Below are 19,845 nucleotides of genomic sequence, written 5' to 3' on the forward strand. Positions count from 1 at the left end.
AAATATTTTGTAGAAAGTTAACTGCGTTAGGAGATGAAATGAACGACCAAAAAATCATTGTAGCATTGGATTATGATAACCAAGCGGATGCGTTAGCCTTTGTTGATCGTATTGACCCAGCATCTTGCCGTCTAAAAGTGGGCAAAGAGATGTTTACCTTGTTTGGTCCTGAATTTGTTCGTGAATTGCATAAACGTGGTTTCTCAGTATTTTTGGATCTTAAATTCCACGACATCCCAAACACATGTTCAAAAGCTGTGAGAGCTGCCGCAGAACTAGGCGTTTGGATGGTGAACGTACATGCAAGTGGTGGTGAGCGCATGATGACGGCGTCTCGCGAAATTTTGGAACCGTATGGTAAAGATCGTCCATTGCTAATTGGCGTGACAGTACTGACCAGTATGGAGCAATCTGACTTGGCGGGTATTGGTTTGGATCTTGAGCCACAGCAGCAGGTGATGCGCTTGGCATCTCTGACTAAAAACTCTGGTTTAGACGGCGTTGTATGTTCGGCACAAGAGGCTTCTTTACTGAAAGGTGCACTTGGCCAAGAATTCAAGCTAGTAACTCCTGGTATTCGTCCTGTAGGTACTGATGTTGGTGACCAGAAGAGAATCATGACGCCTTCTAAAGCGATTGAGTCAGGTTCTGACTACCTTGTTATCGGTCGCCCTATCACTCAAGCGATAGACCCTGCCGCTGTACTTGCAGAGATCAACGGTACGCTAGCTTAGGTTTGCATCAGAAAGCTATGCGAATAAGAAGGCCAGCAAATTGCTGGCCTTCTTATTTGTGTTCGAGGCCTTTTCATTTGTGTATGAGGCATTGAATTGGTCTGGACTTGAGTTATCTTGCCTAGTCTAAACCGGAGCGCCACTATGGAATTTAAAATCGCTGTCTTCTGAAGTGATAAGTTCCGCTTCTACTTGCGAGAAATGAGCAATACGCTCTGAGATATCTTTCCCTGCGATCTGCTCTGCTAACTCAAGGTAATCTTGGTAATGACGAGCCTCTGAGCGAAGCAGAGACACGTAAAACTTCTCCATATCTTCTTCCAAGAATGGAGCTAATTTAGCGAAACGTTCACAAGAGCGAGCTTCGATAAACGCACCGATGATGAGCTTATCAACTAGAGCGTCGGGTTCGTAAGTTTTGACTTGCTTGATTAAACCCTTAGCGTAGCGACCCGCTTCAATCGGTTGGTAAGTGACGCCTTTCTTTACCATCAATTCCATGACTTGGTAGAAATGATGCAGCTCTTCTTTGATCAGCAATACCATTTTATCGATCAGGTCAGCGCCGTAATTACAGCCTTCTTTCGCTGTAATTTGCTTTGATACGTTGCTTTTACCACGCAGAGACTCTAAGTCTCCGATACGACGGTAAGCAAATTGCTCGTAGGGCAAAATCCACTCATTCAGTTGCTTTGCGCTTTCTTTATCAACTGCGTACTTGCGGATAAGGAACAAAGCACTCTGTGCCGCCTTAAGCTCACAAAGCATGTGATCGCGTAGAATGATGTGAAGGTTTTCAGGCTTTTTGGCTTCATCGATCCATGAATCTGGCGTTTCAGCTTTAAGAAAAGAGTGGATTGGAGCTAATAATTCTTGATACATGGTCAGGGCAAGTTTGTTGATAATGCGGGATTTTATCACAGCTCAAGAGATCTCCCTATACAGAGAAAGGAAATTCAACAGGTACAAAAAAGGCCGCTAATTTAATGTAAATAAGCGGCCTTTAAGTATTGCGTTAGACAGTTACCATTTCTTCTTCTGACCGAAGAGGGCGTCCATGTCTTCGTCACGCTCTTTAGATTCGATCTGTTGTAAATCTTGCGCGTTTTTATCTTGGCGCTTCTGATCAAGATCGTTAAGCATCTGCTGAAGCTTTTCTTTCGCTTGAGTAGAGTATGAATCGTTCTTAGTTGCTAATGCGTCGATACCTTTACGCAGTAACTGAATTGCTGTGCCTGGTTGTCCTCGAGAAATCGAGTCGTTTGCACGCTTGATAACATTTTCGATGTTGATACGAATTTGAATCGTCTCTAAACGAGCGTTTTCAACAACATAAGCTTGAGTCTCGAAGCGGCCTTTATTGTGCTCGTTACGGACCGTATCACGTAGGCGCTTAACTAGCTTCAGCATCATGATCGCTTGTTTGTCACTGCTTGGAACGCGGAAGGTAGTACTTTCACCACCTTGGTAGTTCTCTTTAAGCTGAGTGATTTGTTGTTTTACGCTTTCAATGCGTTGGGCAAGCTGCTTGTTTTTGGGATCGAGCTGATACATGTTTTCTAACGCATCAAGAATTCGATTGTTTAAGCATATAAGAAGATCTTGGCTAAACGGCATGTGATGAGCATTGCCAATCAACTCTTCTGTTCCGTCAATAATGGTTAGATAACGAGAAGCTTCCTGTTTCTTCGCTGTTTCTACCTTAACTTTGTATTGAAGCATGATGTTGTAGCCTAAAACCAACACCAAAAGAACGGCGACTAAGGCGATTATTAAACCAATATTCATATATTTGTGTCTGCTTGTTGTTTTCTATAGCTAACTTGAGAGGATACACGATTCCATTGTGTATCGGCACTCGTAAATTGCAATTTCTGATTATCTCTTGTTGAGCACAATCGGCAATCAAAACTTACCAACTAATGTATGAGAATGAGGTGTGGGTTGCAAAGCGTTAGTGATGTTTTTGTTTGTTAAGCTAGAAAAACTCATTATTTCTGTCATTTTGGTTCTCGAAGCGTTATAACTATTAATTATATTACACGAGACTATAAAGCTCTATTTGCAAATAAGTTAGCGCAGAAATGAGTAAAGGATTACGAGGTTAGATATGAAGTTACAGCAACTGAAGTACATTGTTGAGGTTCTAAACCATAACCTAAATGTTTCAGCGACAGCAGAGAGTTTGTATACATCTCAGCCCGGCATTAGTAAGCAAGTTAGGTTACTTGAAGACGAGCTAGGCATTCAGATTTTTGAACGTAGCGGTAAGCATTTAACTCAGGTTACACAAGCCGGTGAGGATATTATTCGTATCTCTCAAGAGATTTTGGCACGTGTAGAGAGTATTAAAGCAGTCGCGGGTGAGCACACTCATCCTGAGATGGGCACATTGAATATCTCAACCACTCATACTCAAGCTCGTTATGCGCTCCCTGATGTGATTAAAGGTTTCACGGCTCGTTATCCAAAAGTGTCGCTTCACATGCACCAAGGTACACCAAGCCAGATGTCAGAAGCGGTTGCTAAAGGGACTGCGAACTTTGCGATTGCAACGGAAGCGCTGCACCTTTATCAAGATGCAATTATGCTGCCTTGTTATCATTGGAACCGTTCAATAGTCGTAACTAAAGATCATCCTCTTGCGCAAAAACGAACTATCTCGATTGAAGATCTTGCTGCTTATTCTCTCGTGACTTATGTATTTGGTTTTACTGGCCGTTCTGAGCTTGATACTGCATTCAACAAAGTAGGATTAACACCTCGCGTTGTATTTACCGCAACGGATGCAGACGTAATCAAAACTTATGTTCGTATGGGGATCGGAGTTGGTGTAATCGCAAGTATGGCGATTGACCACGAGCAAGATACAGATTTGGTTGCTATTGATGCGAGTCACCTATTTGGTGCTAGCACCACAAGCATTGGCTTTAGAAAAGGCACTTTCCTGCGTTCTTACATGTTTGATTTTATGGAGCGTTTTGCACCACACCTAACTCGTCCTGTGGTTGAACAAGCTATTTCTTTGAAATCGAATGAAGAAATCGAAGAGATGTTTAAAGACATCGACCTGCCTGTTCGCTAAGGGGCACAGTCTTTAATTCGATTCCTATTCGGCCTGTTTACAGGCCGTTTTCATTTAAGCTCATTTGTGGTTTGCTTGCTGGTAGGTTGTCTTTATACAACCTCAATTTGTAACCTTCCTTTCCATTTTAGCCTCTTACCCCTACAATCCTCGCATCATAGGGGGAAGCATGCATTCACGATTTAAAATACTCGATTCATTTTTGCTAGAGCACCAGATTTACTGGCGTTCGGAGCCTTTTCATCTATGCCAAACTCACCATCAACCATGGAAAGATGTGAATCGCCCACTTGTCGATTGGTTAGAAGGTTTGAGTATTGAGCGCGTTCAAACGTTAAAAGAGCAGCCTCCGCTTTTGGTCGAGGAACTGACTCGCTTCCTCCCTCGATTAGATGCTGCTAACCAAAATATCCAGTTTGATAATGCGGCTTTGATTGGATTAGACCTCCCACGTGGTACTGTTGATGGTATTCCCGGCAGAAAGCTGCAACAAATCGTGGCGATGGGAGAGGCTTCATTAGATCACCATCACGGTAAAGAGTGGCTTGAATGGTGCTCTGGCAAAGGCTTTCTCGGTCGAATCTTATCTCAGCAGTCAGATCAAAAGGTCACTAGCTTTGAGTGGCAACAGTCACTGTGTGAAAGTGGGCAAAAGATTGCAGATGCTCAACATCTAGATATGAGCTTTGTTCAAGGTGACGCGTTTTCAAAAGATGCAGATCGGGTGTTTAACTCAAATCAACATGCTGTTGCTCTTCATGCTTGTGGCGACCTTCATGTTGAACTAGTGAAGAAATCTGTTTCACATGGACTTCCTGCAGTGACCATTTCTCCTTGCTGCTACCATCTTATTCGTGGTGAAAACTACCAAGCCATGTCTTCCGTTGCGAAAAGCTCTGCATTAGCCCTAAGTAAAAGTGATTTAAGAATCCCGCTTCAAGAAACCGTCACCGGTGGTGAAAGGGTCAAGAGACACCGTCAGTTAGAAATGAGTTACCGATTAGGCTTTAGCCAACTACTTAAGGGTGAACTTGGTGTCGACGAATACATTCCAGTGCCAAGCATCAAGAAATCGGAGCTATCTAAGGGCTTTGAATCATTTTGTTGCTGGGCATCTGAAGTAAAAGAGATATCGCTTGGTTCAGATATTGATTTTGATTTCTACTTAGCCCAAGGCGAGGCGCTTTTCTGGGAAATGGAGAAGTTGAGCTTAGTACAACAAGTCTTTAGACGCCCATTGGAGATATGGTTGGCCTTAGATCGTGCCATCTATCTGCAAGAACAAGGCTATGAAGCTTCGATTGAAGAGTTCTGTGAACGCAGTATTACGCCAAGAAACCTATTGATTCATGGGGTTAAAGTCGAGAGTTATCAGTAAACAGAACTGCTGCGTGTTTTACGATCTAAGCTCATAAACTCATAAACTCATAAACGCAAAACAAAGTCATAAATGAAAAATGAAGCTATAAATACAAGACAAAACTATAAATGCAAAAAAGCCAGCGCGACATAATGTCGTACTGGCTTTTTGTTTAATGTGTATAAGTTAACTGAACGCTTCAACGAGAAGATTATTGCGTTCAGTTAGCTATTGCAGCATTAGTTAAACATTGCGATTGCTTCTGCAGGCGCTACGTATTCTAGGTCAAAGCTTTCTGCAACTTCTTTACAAGTCACTTTACCGTGGATTACGTTTAGACCTTCTAGGAAACCTTCATCAGATAGAAGTGCTTCGCGGTAGCCTTTGTTCGCTAGCTTAACAATGTAAGGAAGTGTTGCGTTGTTTAGCGCGTAAGTAGAAGTACGAGCAACGGCACCTGGCATGTTAGCAACACAGTAGTGAACTACGTCATCTACAATGTAAGTTGGATCTGCGTGAGTGGTTGCGTGTGAAGTTTCGAAACAACCACCTTGGTCGATTGCAACATCAACAACAGCTGAACCTGGCTTCATCTTAGCGATGTGCTCTTTTGTAACCAATTTAGGCGCTGCTGCACCTGGGATCAGTACTGCACCAATCACTAGGTCTGCTTCTAGAACATGCTTCTCGATAGCGTCTTCAGTAGAATAAACCACTTTTGCGCGACCTTGGAATTCTTCATCAAGACGACGAAGCGTATCTACGTTGCGATCAAGAATGGTTACGTCTGCGCGAAGGCCAACAGCCATACGTGCTGCGTTAGCACCCACAACACCGCCGCCAACAACAACAACTTTTGCTGGTTCAACACCAGGAACGCCGCCAAGAAGAAGGCCACAACCACCGTTAGATTTTTCTAGTGTTTGTGCACCTGCTTGAATAGACATGCGACCAGCGACTTCAGACATTGGTGCTAATAGTGGCAAGCGACCCATATTATCTGTTACAGTCTCATAGGCTACGCAGACAGCTTTGCTCTTGATTAGCTCTTCCGTTTGTGGAAAATCTGGTGCAAGGTGTAAATAGGTAAATAATATTTGCCCTTCACGAAGCATAGCTCGCTCGACAGCTTGAGGTTCTTTAACCTTTACAATCATCTCTGCTTTCGCGAAAACGTCAGCAGCAGTAGGAAGAATGGATGCGCCTACAGCGATGTAATCATCGTCTGAAAAACCGATACCAGTACCGGCATTGGTTTCAACAAAAACTTGGTGGCTATGTGAGATTAGTTCTCTCACGCTAGCTGGGGTCATACCAACGCGGTATTCGTGGTTCTTGATTTCCTTCGGTACGCCAATGATCATCCTGACTCCTCATTATATTATGGTTGTTTTATCTATGTGTAGGGTAATTCTGTCGAATTAATATCTAGTATAGATAGGTTCAGATAGAATTTGATACCGAATATTAAAAAGTTGTAGTATATTTTTTTGCAAGGAAGTAATAAGGTGGAATAAAAAATGGCAGACAATTATAAGAAGCCGTCCAAGGAACTAGATCGTATTGACCGCAACATTCTTAATGAGTTGCAAAAAGACGGTCGTATCTCAAACGTTGAACTCTCAAAACGAGTAGGACTTTCTCCCACTCCATGTCTTGAGCGTGTTCGTCGTTTAGAACGTCAAGGTTACATTACTGGGTACACAGCGTTGCTGAACCCACAGTATCTTGATGCTTCACTTTTAGTGTTTGTTGAAATTACGTTGAACCGTGGTGCTCCAGATGTGTTCGAACAATTCAACACCGCTGTGCAGAAACTGGATGACATCCAAGAGTGTCATTTAGTGTCGGGTGATTTTGACTATCTTCTAAAAACACGTGTATCGGATATGGGTGCTTACCGTAAGCTACTGGGTGATACGTTACTTCGTCTACCGGGCGTAAACGACACTCGAACTTACGTTGTAATGGAAGAAGTGAAACAAACCAATCAACTTGTGATTAAAACTCGTTAGTCACAATTGGTGAAATGAAAGAAAGCGGACATTTGTTCCGCTTTCTTGCTTTCTGGAATTGGGTTTTTCTGTTTGATATGGTTAAATCAACAGTAGTTTCATTGAAACGGGCGGCTTTGGTCGCTCGAGATGTTTTATTCCGTTTAATTATTAAGTTGGTTTATGTTCAAGCAGAGCAGTAATAAAGTAGAAACAATCATTAAAACGAGTGAAGAGCCTCAGTCTCCTCGTTTGAATGGTTCTCAACGTCTAAAAGAGTGCAGCCTGATTATGGGTGTTCTCTTCTCTATTCTACTTGCCGTTGCGTTATTAACTTTTAGTCCTGCAGACCCATCATGGTCGCAAACGGCGTGGGGTGGTGACATTCAAAACGCCGGTGGCTACCTAGGTGCATGGTTGGCGGATACGCTTTTCTTTGTGTTTGGTTCTTTGGCTTACCCTTTACCTATCTTGGTAACGGTTGCTGCGTGGGTATTATTCCGTAAACGTAATGAAGACGAGCAGATCGATTTCATGCTGTGGGGTACTCGCTTACTTGGCCTTACTGTCCTTATTCTTACTAGTTGCGGTCTAGCCGATATCAACTTTGACGACATTTGGTACTTTTCGTCAGGTGGTGTCGTGGGTGACGTACTAACAAGCCTTGCGCTTCCCACGTTAAATGTTCTCGGTAGTACGCTAGTTCTTCTTTTCTTATGGGGAGCTGGCTTGACGCTATTAACCGGAATTTCTTGGTTAAGTATTGTGGAATGGCTAGGCGAATGTGCCATTAAATTTTTTACATCTGCTGTTAATAAGGCTCGTGGCCAAGATCAAGAGCTACTTGAGCCTGAATTGAAAGAATCGACAGACAGAGGTTCTCTAACAGAACGTCATCAAAATCCGACTTTCCGTGATGTCCCTGCGTTAGAAGACAATCTTATCGAAGGTAAGGCTATAGAAGGGTATAAAGAAGCAGAACAAGATCAGATCGACCCAGCGATGAGCTTCTCTGCGACCAACGACTCTTCAGACACTAGCGTCAATGCGTTGGACAACAGTGCAACGTCGAAGCGTCATTACAATATCCATATGCCAGTAGAGGCTCCAGCTAAGCCAGAGGTTTCTACTTATGAAGCACCGCAAGTTCAACCTGAAATTCAACCAGAGCAACCTATCTCTGTCGCTCCTATTTACCACGCGCCAGAAGAACCTTTAGAAGAAGGTATTGAGCGCTCGAAGCAGTTGAATGCGACGATAGAGCAGCTAGAAAATGCCGCTATGTATGAAGATGATCTTGCTGAGCAAGATCAGACTGATGCTCACGAATCTCAGGCTGCGTACCAACAATACATGCAGAACGACCAACCAGAAGTTGTCCCTACTGATATTGGCCTTGAAAGTGCTGAGTCAGCAGTCGATAGCACTTTAGAAGTTGTTCGCACTCCAGAAGTTGAGAGCAAATTCGATACGGAAGATGTTCAACCTGAATCGTTATACGCTTCGCCAATGGGCGAACTAGAAGAAGCAAGTGAAAACGATTTCTCAGTACAAGCATCACCGTTTGATGTGGCTGAAGAACAAAGTTATGAGCAGCCTTCAGAATTCGAGTCTGTATCGACTGAAGAAGATAATGCAGAGCAACCTGAGTCTTTAATTAACCAACAGAATAATTCAGAATTTGAGCAATCAAACGAACAAACTCAAGAGCCAACGGTTGATCTTCCTTGGGAACAGGTAACAGAAGAAGAGCCTCTTCACCAAGATCAAGATGTTGCAGCCTTCCAAAGCCTTGTCTCTGAGGCACAAGCGAACATGGCGGCGACACAAAACCCGTTCCTGGTACAGCAAGATGTTAACTTACCGAAACCGGCCGAACCATTGCCAACGCTTGAGTTGTTGTTCCACCCTGAAAAACGCGAAACCTTTATTGACCGCGATGCACTAGAGGCGATCGCTCGTCTTGTTGAATCGAAGCTAGCGGACTACAAGATCAAAGCTGATGTGGTTGATATTTTCCCAGGTCCTGTCATCACTCGATTTGAACTCGATCTGGCTCCGGGCGTCAAAGTAAGCCGTATTTCTGGCCTTTCTATGGACTTAGCTCGTTCGCTTTCTGCATTGGCAGTACGTGTCGTCGAGGTAATACCGGGTAAACCTTATGTTGGTTTAGAATTGCCGAACATGAGCCGTCAAACCGTATTCTTCTCCGATGTGGTGGGCAGCCCTCAGTTCCAAGAAGCGAAGTCACCAACGACCGTTGTTCTAGGGCAAGATATTGCTGGTGAAGCGGTTATTGCTGACCTATCGAAGATGCCACATGTTCTGGTTGCAGGTACAACCGGTTCTGGTAAGTCTGTCGGTGTAAACGTGATGATATTGAGTATGCTTTACAAGGCATCACCAGAAGATGTTCGCTTCATCATGATCGACCCGAAAATGTTGGAATTATCTATCTATGAAGGTATTCCACATCTGTTGTCTGAAGTTGTGACTGACATGAAAGATGCATCTAACGCCCTTCGTTGGTGTGTAGGTGAAATGGAACGTCGTTACAAACTGATGTCGGCTCTAGGTGTTCGTAACATCAAAGGCTACAACGACAAGTTGAAGATGGCCGCGGAAGCGGGTCACCCAATCCATGACCCACTATGGAAGCCGGGCGACAGCATGGACCCTGAAGCACCATTGTTGGAAAAACTGCCTTATATTGTGGTTGTCGTCGATGAATTCGCTGATTTAATTATGGTAGTCGGTAAGAAAGTGGAAGAACTGATTGCACGTTTGGCGCAGAAAGCGCGTGCGGCTGGTGTTCACTTGATCTTAGCCACTCAACGTCCTTCGGTGGATGTTATTACTGGTCTTATTAAAGCAAACATCCCAACACGTGTTGCCTTTACGGTATCAACCAAAACAGATTCAAGAACTATTCTTGACCAAGGTGGTGCAGAATCATTATTGGGTATGGGTGATATGTTGTACTTACCACCGGGTTCAAGCCACACAACTCGTGTACACGGTGCGTTTGCATCTGATGATGATGTACACGCGGTAGTGAACAACTGGAAAGCACGCGGTAAGCCAAACTATATTGAAGAGATTACGAACGGCGACCAAACCCCGGAAACACTGTTACCGGGTGAGAAGATGGAAGGCGATGAAGAAGTCGATCCACTGTTTGATCAAGTGGTAGAACACGTTGTCCATTCACGTCGTGGTTCAGTTTCTGGCGTGCAACGTCGATTCAAGATTGGCTACAACCGCGCGGCACGAATTGTTGAGCAGCTTGAAGCTCAAGGCATTGTGAGTACTCCGGGCCATAACGGTAACCGTGAAGTCTTAGCGCCAGCGCCACCAAAAGATTAGTTCCATTCGGAACTCATAACTATTAAGTCGGTCAAATCGAAAATATGACCGACTTATGTTCTAACAGGATTATTGATGAAAAAAGTATTCGCACTTTTATTTATGAGCTTTTCAGTATTGGCTTCTCCGAAAGAAGAACTGAGTAGCCGCTTGTCATTGAATGCAGGTTTTAGCGCCGACTTTAAACAAGTCGTGACTAGCCCTGATGGTGATGTTGTTATGGAAGGCGAGGGCACGGTTGAGATTGCACGCCCAAGCTTATTCCGTTGGGAAACGACTTTCCCTGATGAAAACGTGTTGGTATCTGATGGTCAAAGCTTGTGGTACTACAGCCCGTTCATTGAGCAGGTTAGTATTTACTGGCAAGAGCAAGCAACATCACAAACACCTTTTGTCTTGCTGACTCGTAACCAAGAAAGCGATTGGGACAACTACAATGTCGCACAAACGGGTAACCAATTTACGCTAACGCCAACAGCTGTGGATTCTAATCAGGGCGATTTCCAGATTAAGATCACTGAAAAGGGCATTGTTCAGGGCTTTAACGTGATTGAACAAGACGGTCAGAAAGGTGAGTTTACCTTTAGCAATGTTGACTTAGGTAAACCTGCAGCAGACCGCTTTACTTTTGTGGCACCGGAAGGTGTCGAGGTCGACGACCAAAGAAACTGATCTAATGAAGCAGATCATTTGGTAGTACGTCGATAGGCACAGATGCCATCAACGAATCAAGAGATTGCAATTGAGTAATTACAGCTTAGATTTTGCGGGGGACGAAGATTTTCGTCCCCTTGCTGCTCGTATGAGACCTGAAACTGTCGAACAGTACATCGGTCAGCAGCATATATTAGGCCCAGGTAAACCACTTCGTAGAGCGTTGGAAGCGGGCCATATTCACTCGATGATTTTATGGGGGCCTCCGGGCACCGGTAAAACCACGTTAGCCGAAGTAGCAGCAAACTATGCCAATGCTGAAGTTGAGCGCGTATCGGCGGTAACTTCGGGCGTAAAAGACATTCGTATCGCGATTGAAAAAGCGCGTGAAAACAAACAAGCAGGGCGTAGAACGATTCTATTTGTGGACGAAGTCCATCGCTTTAACAAAAGTCAGCAAGATGCGTTCTTACCTCATATCGAAGATGGCACGGTTACGTTTATCGGCGCGACCACAGAAAATCCATCCTTTGAATTGAACAACGCTTTGTTGTCACGTGCGCGTGTTTACAAGCTGACTTCGCTTAATACCGATGATATTTCTCTCGTTATTCGCCAGGCTATTGAAGATAAACAGCGCGGTCTGGGTGATGTGACGGCTGATTTTGCTGATAACGTCTTAGATCGCCTCGCTGAACTGGTCAACGGTGACGCACGTATGTCGCTCAACTATCTTGAGCTGCTGTATGACATGGCAGAAGACAACGACAAAGGCGAGAAAGCGATAACGTTACAGTTGCTGGCTGAGGTAGCAGGGGAGAAAGTCGCTCGCTTTGATAATAAGGGCGATATTTGGTACGACTTGATCTCCGCTGTTCACAAATCGATTCGCGGTTCAAACCCTGATGCAGCGTTGTATTGGTCAGCAAGAATGATTGCTGCGGGTTGTGATCCTTTGTATATCGTAAGACGTTTGCTGGCGATTGCTTCTGAAGATATTGGCAACGCTGACCCAAGAGCAATGCAGGTCGCAATGTCCGCTTGGGACTGCTTCACTCGAATTGGTCCTGCCGAAGGGGAGCGTGCTATTGCACAGGCGGTTGTTTATCTCGCGTGTGCACCAAAGAGTAACGCCGTTTACACCGCTTGGAAGCAAGCGTTAACGGATGCACACAATCTGCCTGAGTATGAAGTTCCTCATCACTTACGAAATGCACCCACAACTTTGATGAAGGACATGGGCTACGGGCAAGAATACCGTTATGCTCATGACGAACCTGGTGCCTACGCAGCTGGCGAAAAGTATTTGCCCCCTGAAATGGGAGAGAAGCAATACTATTTCCCAACAAAACGAGGCTTAGAGACTAAAATTGGCGAGAAGCTAGATTATCTGGCGGATTTGGACGCAAAAAGCCCACAAAAACGCTATGAAAAGTAGTCTTTTTTGGATATCGTTACCTAGTCATAAAAATTCAATTAAATCGTTTGAAATTGGTCGAAATAGCACCAATTTTAGGGGTTTAGCAGTGATTCAGTAGCAATCTACTGAATATTCAAATAACTAAAGCATAGGATTAGCAATGCTGGATTCTAAATTACTTCGAGCTGAGCTGGATGAAACAGCGGCAAAATTAGCACGTCGAGGCTTCACCCTTGATGTAGAGACAATTCGTGAACTTGAAGAAAAACGTAAGTCCCTTCAGATGAAAACTGAAGAGCTGCAAGCGTTACGTAACTCTCGATCGAAGTCCATTGGTCAAGCGAAAGCAAAAGGCGACCATGAAGAAGCTGAGCGTATCCTTGCTGAAGTAGGCAACTTAGGCGCAGAACTAGACCAAGCTAAAGTAACATTGGCTGAGCTTCAATCTGAGCTAGAAACGATCACAATGTCGATTCCTAACCTACCTGACGCAGAAGTGCCAGACGGTAAAGATGAAGACGACAACGTAGAAGTTTCTCGTTGGGGTCAACCTAAGACTTACGACTTCGAAGTGAAAGATCACGTGGATCTAGGCGAAATGTCTGGCGGTCTTGATTTTGCTAGCGCAGTTAAAATTTCTGGTTCTCGTTTCATCGTGATGAAAGGCAAATTCGCACGTCTACACCGTGCTATTGCTCAGTTCATGCTGGACCTTCACACTGATGAACACGGCTACACAGAAATGTACGTACCGTACCTAGTGAACCACGATAGCCTATACGGTACTGGTCAACTTCCTAAGTTCGGCGAAGACTTGTTCCACACAAGCCCGCTAACTGAGCAAGTAAGTGATGTACCTCTTAAGACGCTATCGCTTATCCCTACTGCAGAAGTACCGGTAACGAACATGGTTCGTGACACGATTACTGATGAAGCTGAACTGCCACTTAAGATGACAGCTCACACTCCATGTTTCCGTTCTGAAGCGGGTTCTTACGGTCGTGACACTCGTGGTCTTATCCGTATGCACCAATTCGACAAAGTTGAATTAGTACAAATTACTAAGCCAGAAGACTCAATGGCAGCGCTTGAAGAGCTAACAGGTCACGCTGAGAAAGTACTTCAACTTCTAGAGCTTCCTTACCGTAAAGTGATTCTATGTACTGGTGACATGGGCTTCGGTTCTGCGAAAACTTACGACTTAGAAGTATGGGTTCCAGCACAAGAGACTTACCGTGAAATTTCTTCTTGTTCAAACATGTGGGATTTCCAAGCGCGTCGTATGCAAGCTCGTTTCCGTCGTAAAGGCGAGAAGAAACCTGAACTTGTACACACACTAAACGGTTCTGGTCTTGCTGTTGGTCGTACTATGGTTGCTATCCTTGAGAACAACCAAGAAGCTGACGGCCGTATTGCTATCCCAACAGTACTTCAACCATACATGGGCGGCGTAACGCACATCGGTTAATCAGTTAAACTGTTATACGAAAACCCAGTCAATCGGCTGGGTTTTTTATTATCTGTTACACCGGAAAGTAGCGAGTCGAGGACCAATTTCATTACTCATTTGTAATAGTGTTTCTCTAATTTTGGTTATTATTACATCACTAAAAAATGGTTATAATGCGTTCTTACCGCGGTAGGTACAAATTTTCTCATGCAATTACAGAGGAGGACTTATGGCCGTAGGATGGGCAGGTGACGATAGCGTCAGTCAGCAAATTCAAAATACCATTGATGATGAGATCTCTCGTGTAAGAGGGAACATTCAAAGTGGGGAAAGCTTGCATTATTGTGACGAGTGCGGTGATGAGATATCAGAAAAGAGACGGCTAGCGATTAAAGGCGTGCGTTTCTGTATTGGATGCCAGTCCATGTTTGAACACGTTGCGCATCGTCACTCATTGTTCAATCGCAGAGCAAGTAAAGACAGCCAACTTCGTTAGAAGGCAGTCGCTCTCTATTGTCGATAATAATGAACCGACCTCTCCTTAACTTCAATATTGCAGATAGCAAATGAACCAGTAAGGAGAGGTAATAGCTTTGTCTTCTATTTAAAGCAGTGGCGATCTTTTAATGCGCAATTAATAGCGGAAACAAGTTTCTCGATGTGCTCAGGCTTGCTAATGAAGGGAGGCATCATATAAATCAATTTGCCAAACGGGCGTATCCAAACGCCTTGCTCTACAAAGTGAGCTTGGATGGTTTCCATATCCACAGGCGTGTGAGTCTCAACAACGCCAATAGCCCCTAACCAACGCACGTCTTTAACCAGTTCATGCTCTCGCAACGGTGGTAGCAACTCAGAAAAGAGTTGTTCAATCTGTTGAGTCTGAATTTTCCAATGGCCTTGCTCGATGATGGATAAACTTGCCGCACCGACTGCGCAAGCCAATGGGTTGCCCATAAAGGTTGGCCCATGCATAAAGCAACCTGCTTCACCGCTACATACGGTGTCTGCGACTTCTTTGCTCGCAAGCGTCGCTGACAGCGTCATATAGCCACCAGTTAGCGCTTTACCTACGCATAGAATGTCCGGTTGAACACCGGCATGCTCACAGGCAAACAGTTTCCCAGTGCGGCCAAACCCGGTCGCAATCTCATCCAAGATAAGTAATACGTTGAATTCATCACACAGTAAGCGAACCTGTTTTAAGAACTCAGGGTGGTATATGCGCATGCCGCCAGCACCTTGAACTATTGGTTCTAAGATCACCGCGGCGACTTCTTGATGGTGGTTTGCCAGCTTCTCTCGAAAGCTGTTGATGTCGTTCGCGTCCCATTGATCCCAAAAGCCTGTTTTTGGCGAATCGGCAAAAATGTGCTCCGGCAAAAAGCCTTTGTAGAGGCTGTGCATCGAGTTATCTGGATCAGTCACCGACATCGCAGCAAAGGTATCACCATGGTAGCCATCTCTCAGTGTTAAGAATTTTGAACGAGGTTGCCCTTTAGCGTGCCAGTATTGCAGCGCCATTTTGAGGCTTACTTCCACGGCTACCGATCCAGAGTCAGCCAAGAATACATGTTCAAGATTACTGGGTGCTAGATTCAACAACTTCTTACATAAATCGATAGCGGGCTGGTGGGTGATACCGCCAAACATAACGTGTGAAACCTTATCGATTTGGCTGTGAGCCGCAGCATTGAGCTCTGGATGATTGTAGCCGTGAATGGTTGACCACCAAGATGACATACCATCAATAATTCGTTTTCCGCCTTCTAATTCTAGGTAAACACCGTCTGCGTTGGTGACTGGATAGCAGGTCAGAGGTGTTAACGTTGATGTGTAAGGATGCCAGATATGCTGGCGATCAAAGGCGAGATCCATAGTAACTTCCATTCTTGGTGTGATTAAAAAATAACCAGATGTAAACTTTTGATATTATCAATGTGTTGACAGTCTAAAGCTTGTCGGTAGACTAGCCAAGCATAAATGCAATCTCTATTGATGGAGATGCAATATCAAGAAAATAAAAAAGGATCGACACGTGGAAGTTCGTCATGACTGGACAGTTGCTGAAGTAACAGCGCTGCTTGAAAAACCGTTTATGGATTTAATGTTTGAAGCTCAAGTTGTTCATAGACAGTACCAAGAGCACAACCACGTGCAGGTGAGTACGCTGTTATCGATTAAGACCGGTGCTTGCCCTGAAGATTGTAAGTACTGCCCTCAAAGTGCTCACTACCGAACAGATGTCGACAAAGAACGCTTAATGGAAGTCGAGCGTGTTTTGGATGCGGCGCTAAAAGCTAAGAACGCGGGTTCGACTCGTTTCTGCATGGGCGCGGCATGGAAAAACCCGAAAGAGCGCGATATGCCTCACCTAACTGACATGATCAAAGGTGTGAAAGGCATGGGTCTAGAAACGTGTATGACACTGGGTATGCTAACGCCAGATCAAGCAGGTGAGTTAGCGGACGCAGGTTTGGATTACTACAACCATAACCTTGATACGTCTCCTGAATTCTACGGCAGCATTATTACTACTCGTACTTACCAAGATCGTTTAGATACCTTATCTCACGTGCGTGATGCCGGTATGAAGATCTGTTCTGGTGGCATTATTGGTATGGGCGAAAGCACTAATGACCGTGCAGGTCTACTTGTCGAGCTAGCGAACCTTCCAGTCCACCCTGAAAGTGTACCAATCAACATGCTGGTAAAAGTGAAAGGCACACCGATGGAAAACGTCGATGATGTTGAGTCTTTTGACTTTATTAAGTTGATTGCGATTGCTCGCATCATGATGCCAATGTCTGCGGTTCGTCTATCTGCAGGTCGTGAGAACATGAATGAACAGATGCAAGCGATGTGTTTCATGGCGGGTGCAAATTCTATCTTCTACGGCTGTAAGCTACTGACTACGCCAAACCCAGACGAAGACACGGATATGCAGTTGTTTAAGAAGCTGGGTATCAATAGCCAACAGGTGGCTCAAAAGCCTGACGAAATTCAAGAAAATGAACTGTTAGATCAAGTGGTGGAGCGCGTTGCTGCTCGTCCAACGAAAGATGACATGTTCTACGATGCCACTGTTTAAATCTCGCATCAAAAGTGCCCTTGCTCATCGTCGTGAGCAAGGGTTAACTCGTCAACTTAAGGTACTCGAAAACAGCAATAGCCCTTTGCTTAATAGTGAAGGTTCTAGCTTCATTAACTTTTCGAGTAATGATTACCTAGGCTTGGCAAACGATCCTGAACTGGTTGATGCATGGCAAACCGGACTTTCCCAATATGGTGCTGGCAGTGCGGCATCGCCATTGGTCACAGGTTTTAGTCCTGCTCATCGAAATTTAGAGACTCAGCTGTGTGAATGGCTTGGCTTTGAACGTGCCATTCTCTTTAGTTCTGGTTTCAGTGCTAATCAAGCTTTGTTGTTTTCTCTGCTCGAAAAAGACGACTCTCTGTTGCAAGACAAACTTAACCACGCCTCCTTGATGGAAGCGGGGATGCTTTCTCCTGCGACAATGAAACGTTTCAAGCACAACGATACTCAGCACCTCGAGTCTTTACTAAGCCGCTCTCCACAATCGTTAGTCGTTACTGAAGGTGTGTTTAGCATGGATGGCGACGAAGCGCCTCTTAGCCAGATATTTAACCTGACTCATCGATACGACAGTTGGTTGGCGGTTGATGATGCCCACGGTATCGGCGTATTAGGTGATAAAGGGGCTGGGAGCTCCAGTGCGGCACAAGTCTCACCTGATATCTTGGTGGTGACCTTTGGTAAAGCATTCGGCCTTTCCGGAGCTGCGATTCTTTGTTCGTCAGAGGTGGGTGACTACTTAACTCAGTTTGCTCGTCATCATGTGTATTCGACAGCGATACCCCCTTCACAAGCGGTGGCTTTGTCTCATGCTTGTAAGATGATTCAGACGCAAGAGTGGCGTCGTGAGAAGTTGACAGAACTTGGCGCCCTTTATGCTGAGCAGATGAGTGGCGTGAAAGGCTTTATTGATACTCAGACTCCAATCAAGCCGTTCGTTATTGGCGAAGCCCAAGCTGCATTATCTATTGCCGAAGAATTAAAGCGTAACCAAGTTTGGGTAACAGCGATAAGGCCACCAACCGTTCCGACAGGGACTGCTCGTTTACGAATTACGTTAACGGCCAATCACAGTCAGGAACAGATTCTTCAGTTAACTGACTCGTTGCTTCAAGCAATAGAGCGAAGCAACGACTCTGGAAGCAAGCCAAGCATAGAACCAAGCTTTGAATTAAAGAAAGAGGCTCAGTAAATGTCACAAGAAGCAGTAGTGCATAATTACGTAGGCCACGATAAGAGTGCGATTGCCGAAGCCTTCGGTAAAGCAGCGACAACGTATGACAAGCACGCTGAGTTTCAGCGCGATGTTGGTCACAGACTCCTAGACGAGCTACCGAGAGACCTCTCTGGCTTAAAGGTGCTCGATTTAGGTTGTGGTACTGGTTACTTCTCTGAGCAGATGGTAAAGCGTGGTGCTGAAGTGGTGTGTGCTGATCTTTCTGTTGGAATGTTAGAAAGGGCAGAGCAGCGCTGTGGTGCATCGGTTTCTTTATATCAACAAGCCGATGCTGAACAATTGCCGTTTGAAGATGGGTGTTTTGACATCGTTTTTTCAAGCTTAGCGTTGCAATGGTGCGATGATTTATCCTCACCTTTAAAAGAGATGAAGCGCGTTGTAGCGGTTGGCGGACGTGTGATTTTCTCAACTTTGCTTGATGGGTCACTGTTTGAACTGGAAAAATCATGGTCCAAAATTGACGCACATCAACACGTTAACCATTTTATTACAATCAATCAGGTAAAAATTGCGTTAGCGCAATCTAGCTGTACTGCTCATCAACTAGACTTGCCCACCATCACCGTTTGGTACGACACTGCGTTTGAACTGATGCGCGACCTTAAAGGTATCGGCGCTAATCACGTAAGTGGTCGCTCACAAGGTTTAACAAGTCGCCGCATGTTGCAGCTTGTTGAACGGGAATATCGAGAGTTTAAAAACCATCAAGGTTTCTTACCAGCAACATATCAAGTTTGTTTAGGGGTTATTCAATTATGATTGATGCATTATTCATTGCAGGTACGGATACCGAAGTGGGAAAAACTGTGGTTTCAAAAGCGATTCTTCAAGCTTTGGCCGCACAGGATTTATCAACAATTGGTTATAAACCAGTTGCTGCAGGGTGTGAACAATACCCAGAAGGGTTACGTAACAGTGATGCATTGCACCTTCAAGAAGCTGCGACGCAAGATGTTGCTTACGAAGACGTTAACCCGTATGCATTGTTGCTACCATCATCGCCTCACATCGCGGCAAAGCATGACGGTGTCGTGGTTGATGAAGCGGTATTATCAGCGAAGCTAGAACAGCATAAGCAAAACTCTGACATCGTTTTAGTTGAAGGTGCTGGTGGTTGGCGTGTACCCGTTTCAGATGACGAATACTTATCTAGTTGGGTAAAGAAAGAGCAGCTTCCAGTTGTCCTAACTGTTGGTATTAAGCTGGGTTGTTTAAGCCACGCTCTGTTAACTGCTGAAGCGATTCGTGCAGATGGTCTAAACCTAGTAGGTTGGGTAGCGAACCGCATTAATCCAGGCACTGAACATTATGCTGATATTATTGCGATGCTTGAAGACAAGCTAGGTGCGCCGAAGTTAGGTGAAATCCCTTACGTACCAAGAGCAAAGTCTAAGAACATTGGTAAGTACATTGATGTGCAGCCTTTGCTTGCGCTTTAATTCTCACCT

17 protein-coding genes are annotated in these 19,845 nt (G+C 44.7%); 13 read left to right on the forward strand and 4 right to left on the reverse strand.

Features of this window, described 5'->3' with window-relative positions:
- Positions 1-38 precede the first annotated feature (38 nt).
- Entirely contained in the window at positions 39-734 is a 696-nt protein-coding gene (pyrF, locus tag AC3CH4_RS05170; RefSeq protein ID WP_146457277.1) for an orotidine-5'-phosphate decarboxylase, read from the forward strand.
- Positions 735-860: 126 nt separating this feature from the next.
- Here the strand turns inward: pyrF and miaE are convergent, their stop codons facing one another.
- Both miaE and AC3CH4_RS05180 read right to left on the reverse strand, forming a co-directional pair.
- A complete protein-coding gene (miaE, locus tag AC3CH4_RS05175) occupies positions 861-1,655 on the reverse strand; it encodes a tRNA isopentenyl-2-thiomethyl-A-37 hydroxylase MiaE (RefSeq protein ID WP_346730226.1) in 795 nt (264 codons plus the stop codon).
- A 102-nt stretch (positions 1,656-1,757) separates the two neighbouring features.
- Positions 1,758-2,522 carry a hypothetical protein gene (locus tag AC3CH4_RS05180; RefSeq protein WP_004734562.1) on the reverse strand — a complete coding sequence of 255 codons (765 nt, stop codon included), beginning with the start codon at positions 2,520-2,522 and terminating at the stop codon, positions 1,758-1,760.
- A gap of 322 nt (positions 2,523-2,844) precedes the next feature.
- Here AC3CH4_RS05180 and cysB point away from each other — a divergent pair, with 322 nt between their 5' ends.
- Together cysB and AC3CH4_RS05190 are read left to right on the forward strand one after the other, a co-directional pair.
- Positions 2,845-3,819, forward strand: coding sequence for an HTH-type transcriptional regulator CysB (cysB, locus tag AC3CH4_RS05185; protein ID WP_004734561.1), 975 nt, complete (start codon positions 2,845-2,847; stop codon positions 3,817-3,819).
- A gap of 169 nt (positions 3,820-3,988) precedes the next feature.
- Positions 3,989-5,197 carry a methyltransferase gene (locus AC3CH4_RS05190; protein WP_488543418.1) on the forward strand — a complete coding sequence of 403 codons (1,209 nt, stop codon included), beginning with the start codon at positions 3,989-3,991 and terminating at the stop codon, positions 5,195-5,197.
- A 221-nt stretch (positions 5,198-5,418) separates the two neighbouring features.
- Here the strand turns inward: AC3CH4_RS05190 and ald are convergent, their stop codons facing one another.
- The gene (gene ald, locus AC3CH4_RS05195; RefSeq protein WP_076676690.1) at positions 5,419-6,543 is read right to left on the reverse strand and encodes an alanine dehydrogenase; all 1,125 of its coding nucleotides are present in this window, start codon (positions 6,541-6,543) and stop codon (positions 5,419-5,421) included.
- A 156-nt stretch (positions 6,544-6,699) separates the two neighbouring features.
- Here ald and lrp point away from each other — a divergent pair, with 156 nt between their 5' ends.
- The 6 genes from lrp (at position 6,700) to AC3CH4_RS05225 (ending at position 14,559) form a co-directional block, all read left to right on the forward strand.
- Positions 6,700-7,194 (forward strand): leucine-responsive transcriptional regulator Lrp, encoded by a 495-nt coding sequence (lrp, locus tag AC3CH4_RS05200; protein WP_004734558.1) that lies wholly within the window; start codon positions 6,700-6,702, stop codon positions 7,192-7,194.
- A 162-nt stretch (positions 7,195-7,356) separates the two neighbouring features.
- Positions 7,357-10,539, forward strand: coding sequence for a DNA translocase FtsK 4TM domain-containing protein (locus tag AC3CH4_RS05205; protein ID WP_488543419.1), 3,183 nt, complete (start codon positions 7,357-7,359; stop codon positions 10,537-10,539).
- Positions 10,540-10,614: 75 nt separating this feature from the next.
- Positions 10,615-11,211 (forward strand): outer membrane lipoprotein periplasmic chaperone LolA, encoded by a 597-nt coding sequence (gene lolA / locus AC3CH4_RS05210; RefSeq protein WP_004734556.1) that lies wholly within the window; start codon positions 10,615-10,617, stop codon positions 11,209-11,211.
- Between the two features lie 64 nt (positions 11,212-11,275).
- Positions 11,276-12,631, forward strand: coding sequence for a replication-associated recombination protein A (locus AC3CH4_RS05215; protein ID WP_241907509.1), 1,356 nt, complete (start codon positions 11,276-11,278; stop codon positions 12,629-12,631).
- Between the two features lie 142 nt (positions 12,632-12,773).
- The gene (serS, locus tag AC3CH4_RS05220) at positions 12,774-14,081 is read left to right on the forward strand and encodes a serine--tRNA ligase (RefSeq protein ID WP_004734554.1); all 1,308 of its coding nucleotides are present in this window, start codon (positions 12,774-12,776) and stop codon (positions 14,079-14,081) included.
- Positions 14,082-14,292: 211 nt separating this feature from the next.
- Complete coding sequence (locus AC3CH4_RS05225; RefSeq protein WP_004734553.1) at positions 14,293-14,559, forward strand: DksA/TraR family C4-type zinc finger protein; 267 nt, start codon at positions 14,293-14,295, stop codon at positions 14,557-14,559.
- 104 nt (positions 14,560-14,663) lie between these two features.
- On the opposite strand, the gene bioA is transcribed toward AC3CH4_RS05225, so the two are convergent.
- Positions 14,664-15,941 (reverse strand): adenosylmethionine--8-amino-7-oxononanoate transaminase, encoded by a 1,278-nt coding sequence (bioA, locus tag AC3CH4_RS05230; RefSeq protein ID WP_488543420.1) that lies wholly within the window; start codon positions 15,939-15,941, stop codon positions 14,664-14,666.
- A 160-nt stretch (positions 15,942-16,101) separates the two neighbouring features.
- On the opposite strand from bioA, the gene bioB reads away from it, so the two are divergent.
- The 4 genes from bioB to bioD are packed head-to-tail and all read left to right on the forward strand — an operon-like array spanning position 16,102 to position 19,836.
- The gene (gene bioB, locus AC3CH4_RS05235) at positions 16,102-17,154 is read left to right on the forward strand and encodes a biotin synthase BioB (protein WP_114633222.1); all 1,053 of its coding nucleotides are present in this window, start codon (positions 16,102-16,104) and stop codon (positions 17,152-17,154) included.
- On the forward strand, positions 17,141-18,352 hold the full coding sequence (gene bioF / locus AC3CH4_RS05240; RefSeq protein WP_237290821.1) for an 8-amino-7-oxononanoate synthase: 1,212 nt from the start codon (positions 17,141-17,143) through the stop codon (positions 18,350-18,352). The genes bioB and bioF overlap by 14 nt, the downstream gene beginning before the upstream one ends.
- Complete coding sequence (bioC, locus tag AC3CH4_RS05245) at positions 18,353-19,156, forward strand: malonyl-ACP O-methyltransferase BioC (RefSeq protein WP_237290699.1); 804 nt, start codon at positions 18,353-18,355, stop codon at positions 19,154-19,156.
- Positions 19,153-19,836 carry a dethiobiotin synthase gene (bioD, locus tag AC3CH4_RS05250; RefSeq protein ID WP_029225749.1) on the forward strand — a complete coding sequence of 228 codons (684 nt, stop codon included), beginning with the start codon at positions 19,153-19,155 and terminating at the stop codon, positions 19,834-19,836. Before bioC ends, bioD begins: the two co-directional genes overlap by 4 nt.
- Positions 19,837-19,845 lie beyond the last annotated feature (9 nt).

It is taken from the genome of Vibrio sp. QJM3NY_26 (assembly GCF_057786005.1).

Coding starts and splice junctions, on each gene's coding strand:
- AC3CH4_RS05225 (WP_004734553.1), top strand. CDS start 14,293: ATGGCCGTAGGATGGGCAGGTGACGATAGCGTCAGTCAGCAAATTCAA.
- lrp (WP_004734558.1), top strand. CDS start 6,700: ATGGCAGACAATTATAAGAAGCCGTCCAAGGAACTAGATCGTATTGAC.
- bioA (WP_488543420.1), bottom strand. CDS start 15,941: ATGGATCTCGCCTTTGATCGCCAGCATATCTGGCATCCTTACACATCA.
- cysB (WP_004734561.1), top strand. CDS start 2,845: ATGAAGTTACAGCAACTGAAGTACATTGTTGAGGTTCTAAACCATAAC.
- bioF (WP_237290821.1), top strand. CDS start 17,141: ATGCCACTGTTTAAATCTCGCATCAAAAGTGCCCTTGCTCATCGTCGT.
- ald (WP_076676690.1), bottom strand. CDS start 6,543: ATGATCATTGGCGTACCGAAGGAAATCAAGAACCACGAATACCGCGTT.
- AC3CH4_RS05205 (WP_488543419.1), top strand. CDS start 7,357: ATGTTCAAGCAGAGCAGTAATAAAGTAGAAACAATCATTAAAACGAGT.
- AC3CH4_RS05190 (WP_488543418.1), top strand. CDS start 3,989: ATGCATTCACGATTTAAAATACTCGATTCATTTTTGCTAGAGCACCAG.
- AC3CH4_RS05180 (WP_004734562.1), bottom strand. CDS start 2,522: ATGAATATTGGTTTAATAATCGCCTTAGTCGCCGTTCTTTTGGTGTTG.
- serS (WP_004734554.1), top strand. CDS start 12,774: ATGCTGGATTCTAAATTACTTCGAGCTGAGCTGGATGAAACAGCGGCA.
- bioD (WP_029225749.1), top strand. CDS start 19,153: ATGATTGATGCATTATTCATTGCAGGTACGGATACCGAAGTGGGAAAA.
- pyrF (WP_146457277.1), top strand. CDS start 39: ATGAACGACCAAAAAATCATTGTAGCATTGGATTATGATAACCAAGCG.
- lolA (WP_004734556.1), top strand. CDS start 10,615: ATGAAAAAAGTATTCGCACTTTTATTTATGAGCTTTTCAGTATTGGCT.
- bioC (WP_237290699.1), top strand. CDS start 18,353: ATGTCACAAGAAGCAGTAGTGCATAATTACGTAGGCCACGATAAGAGT.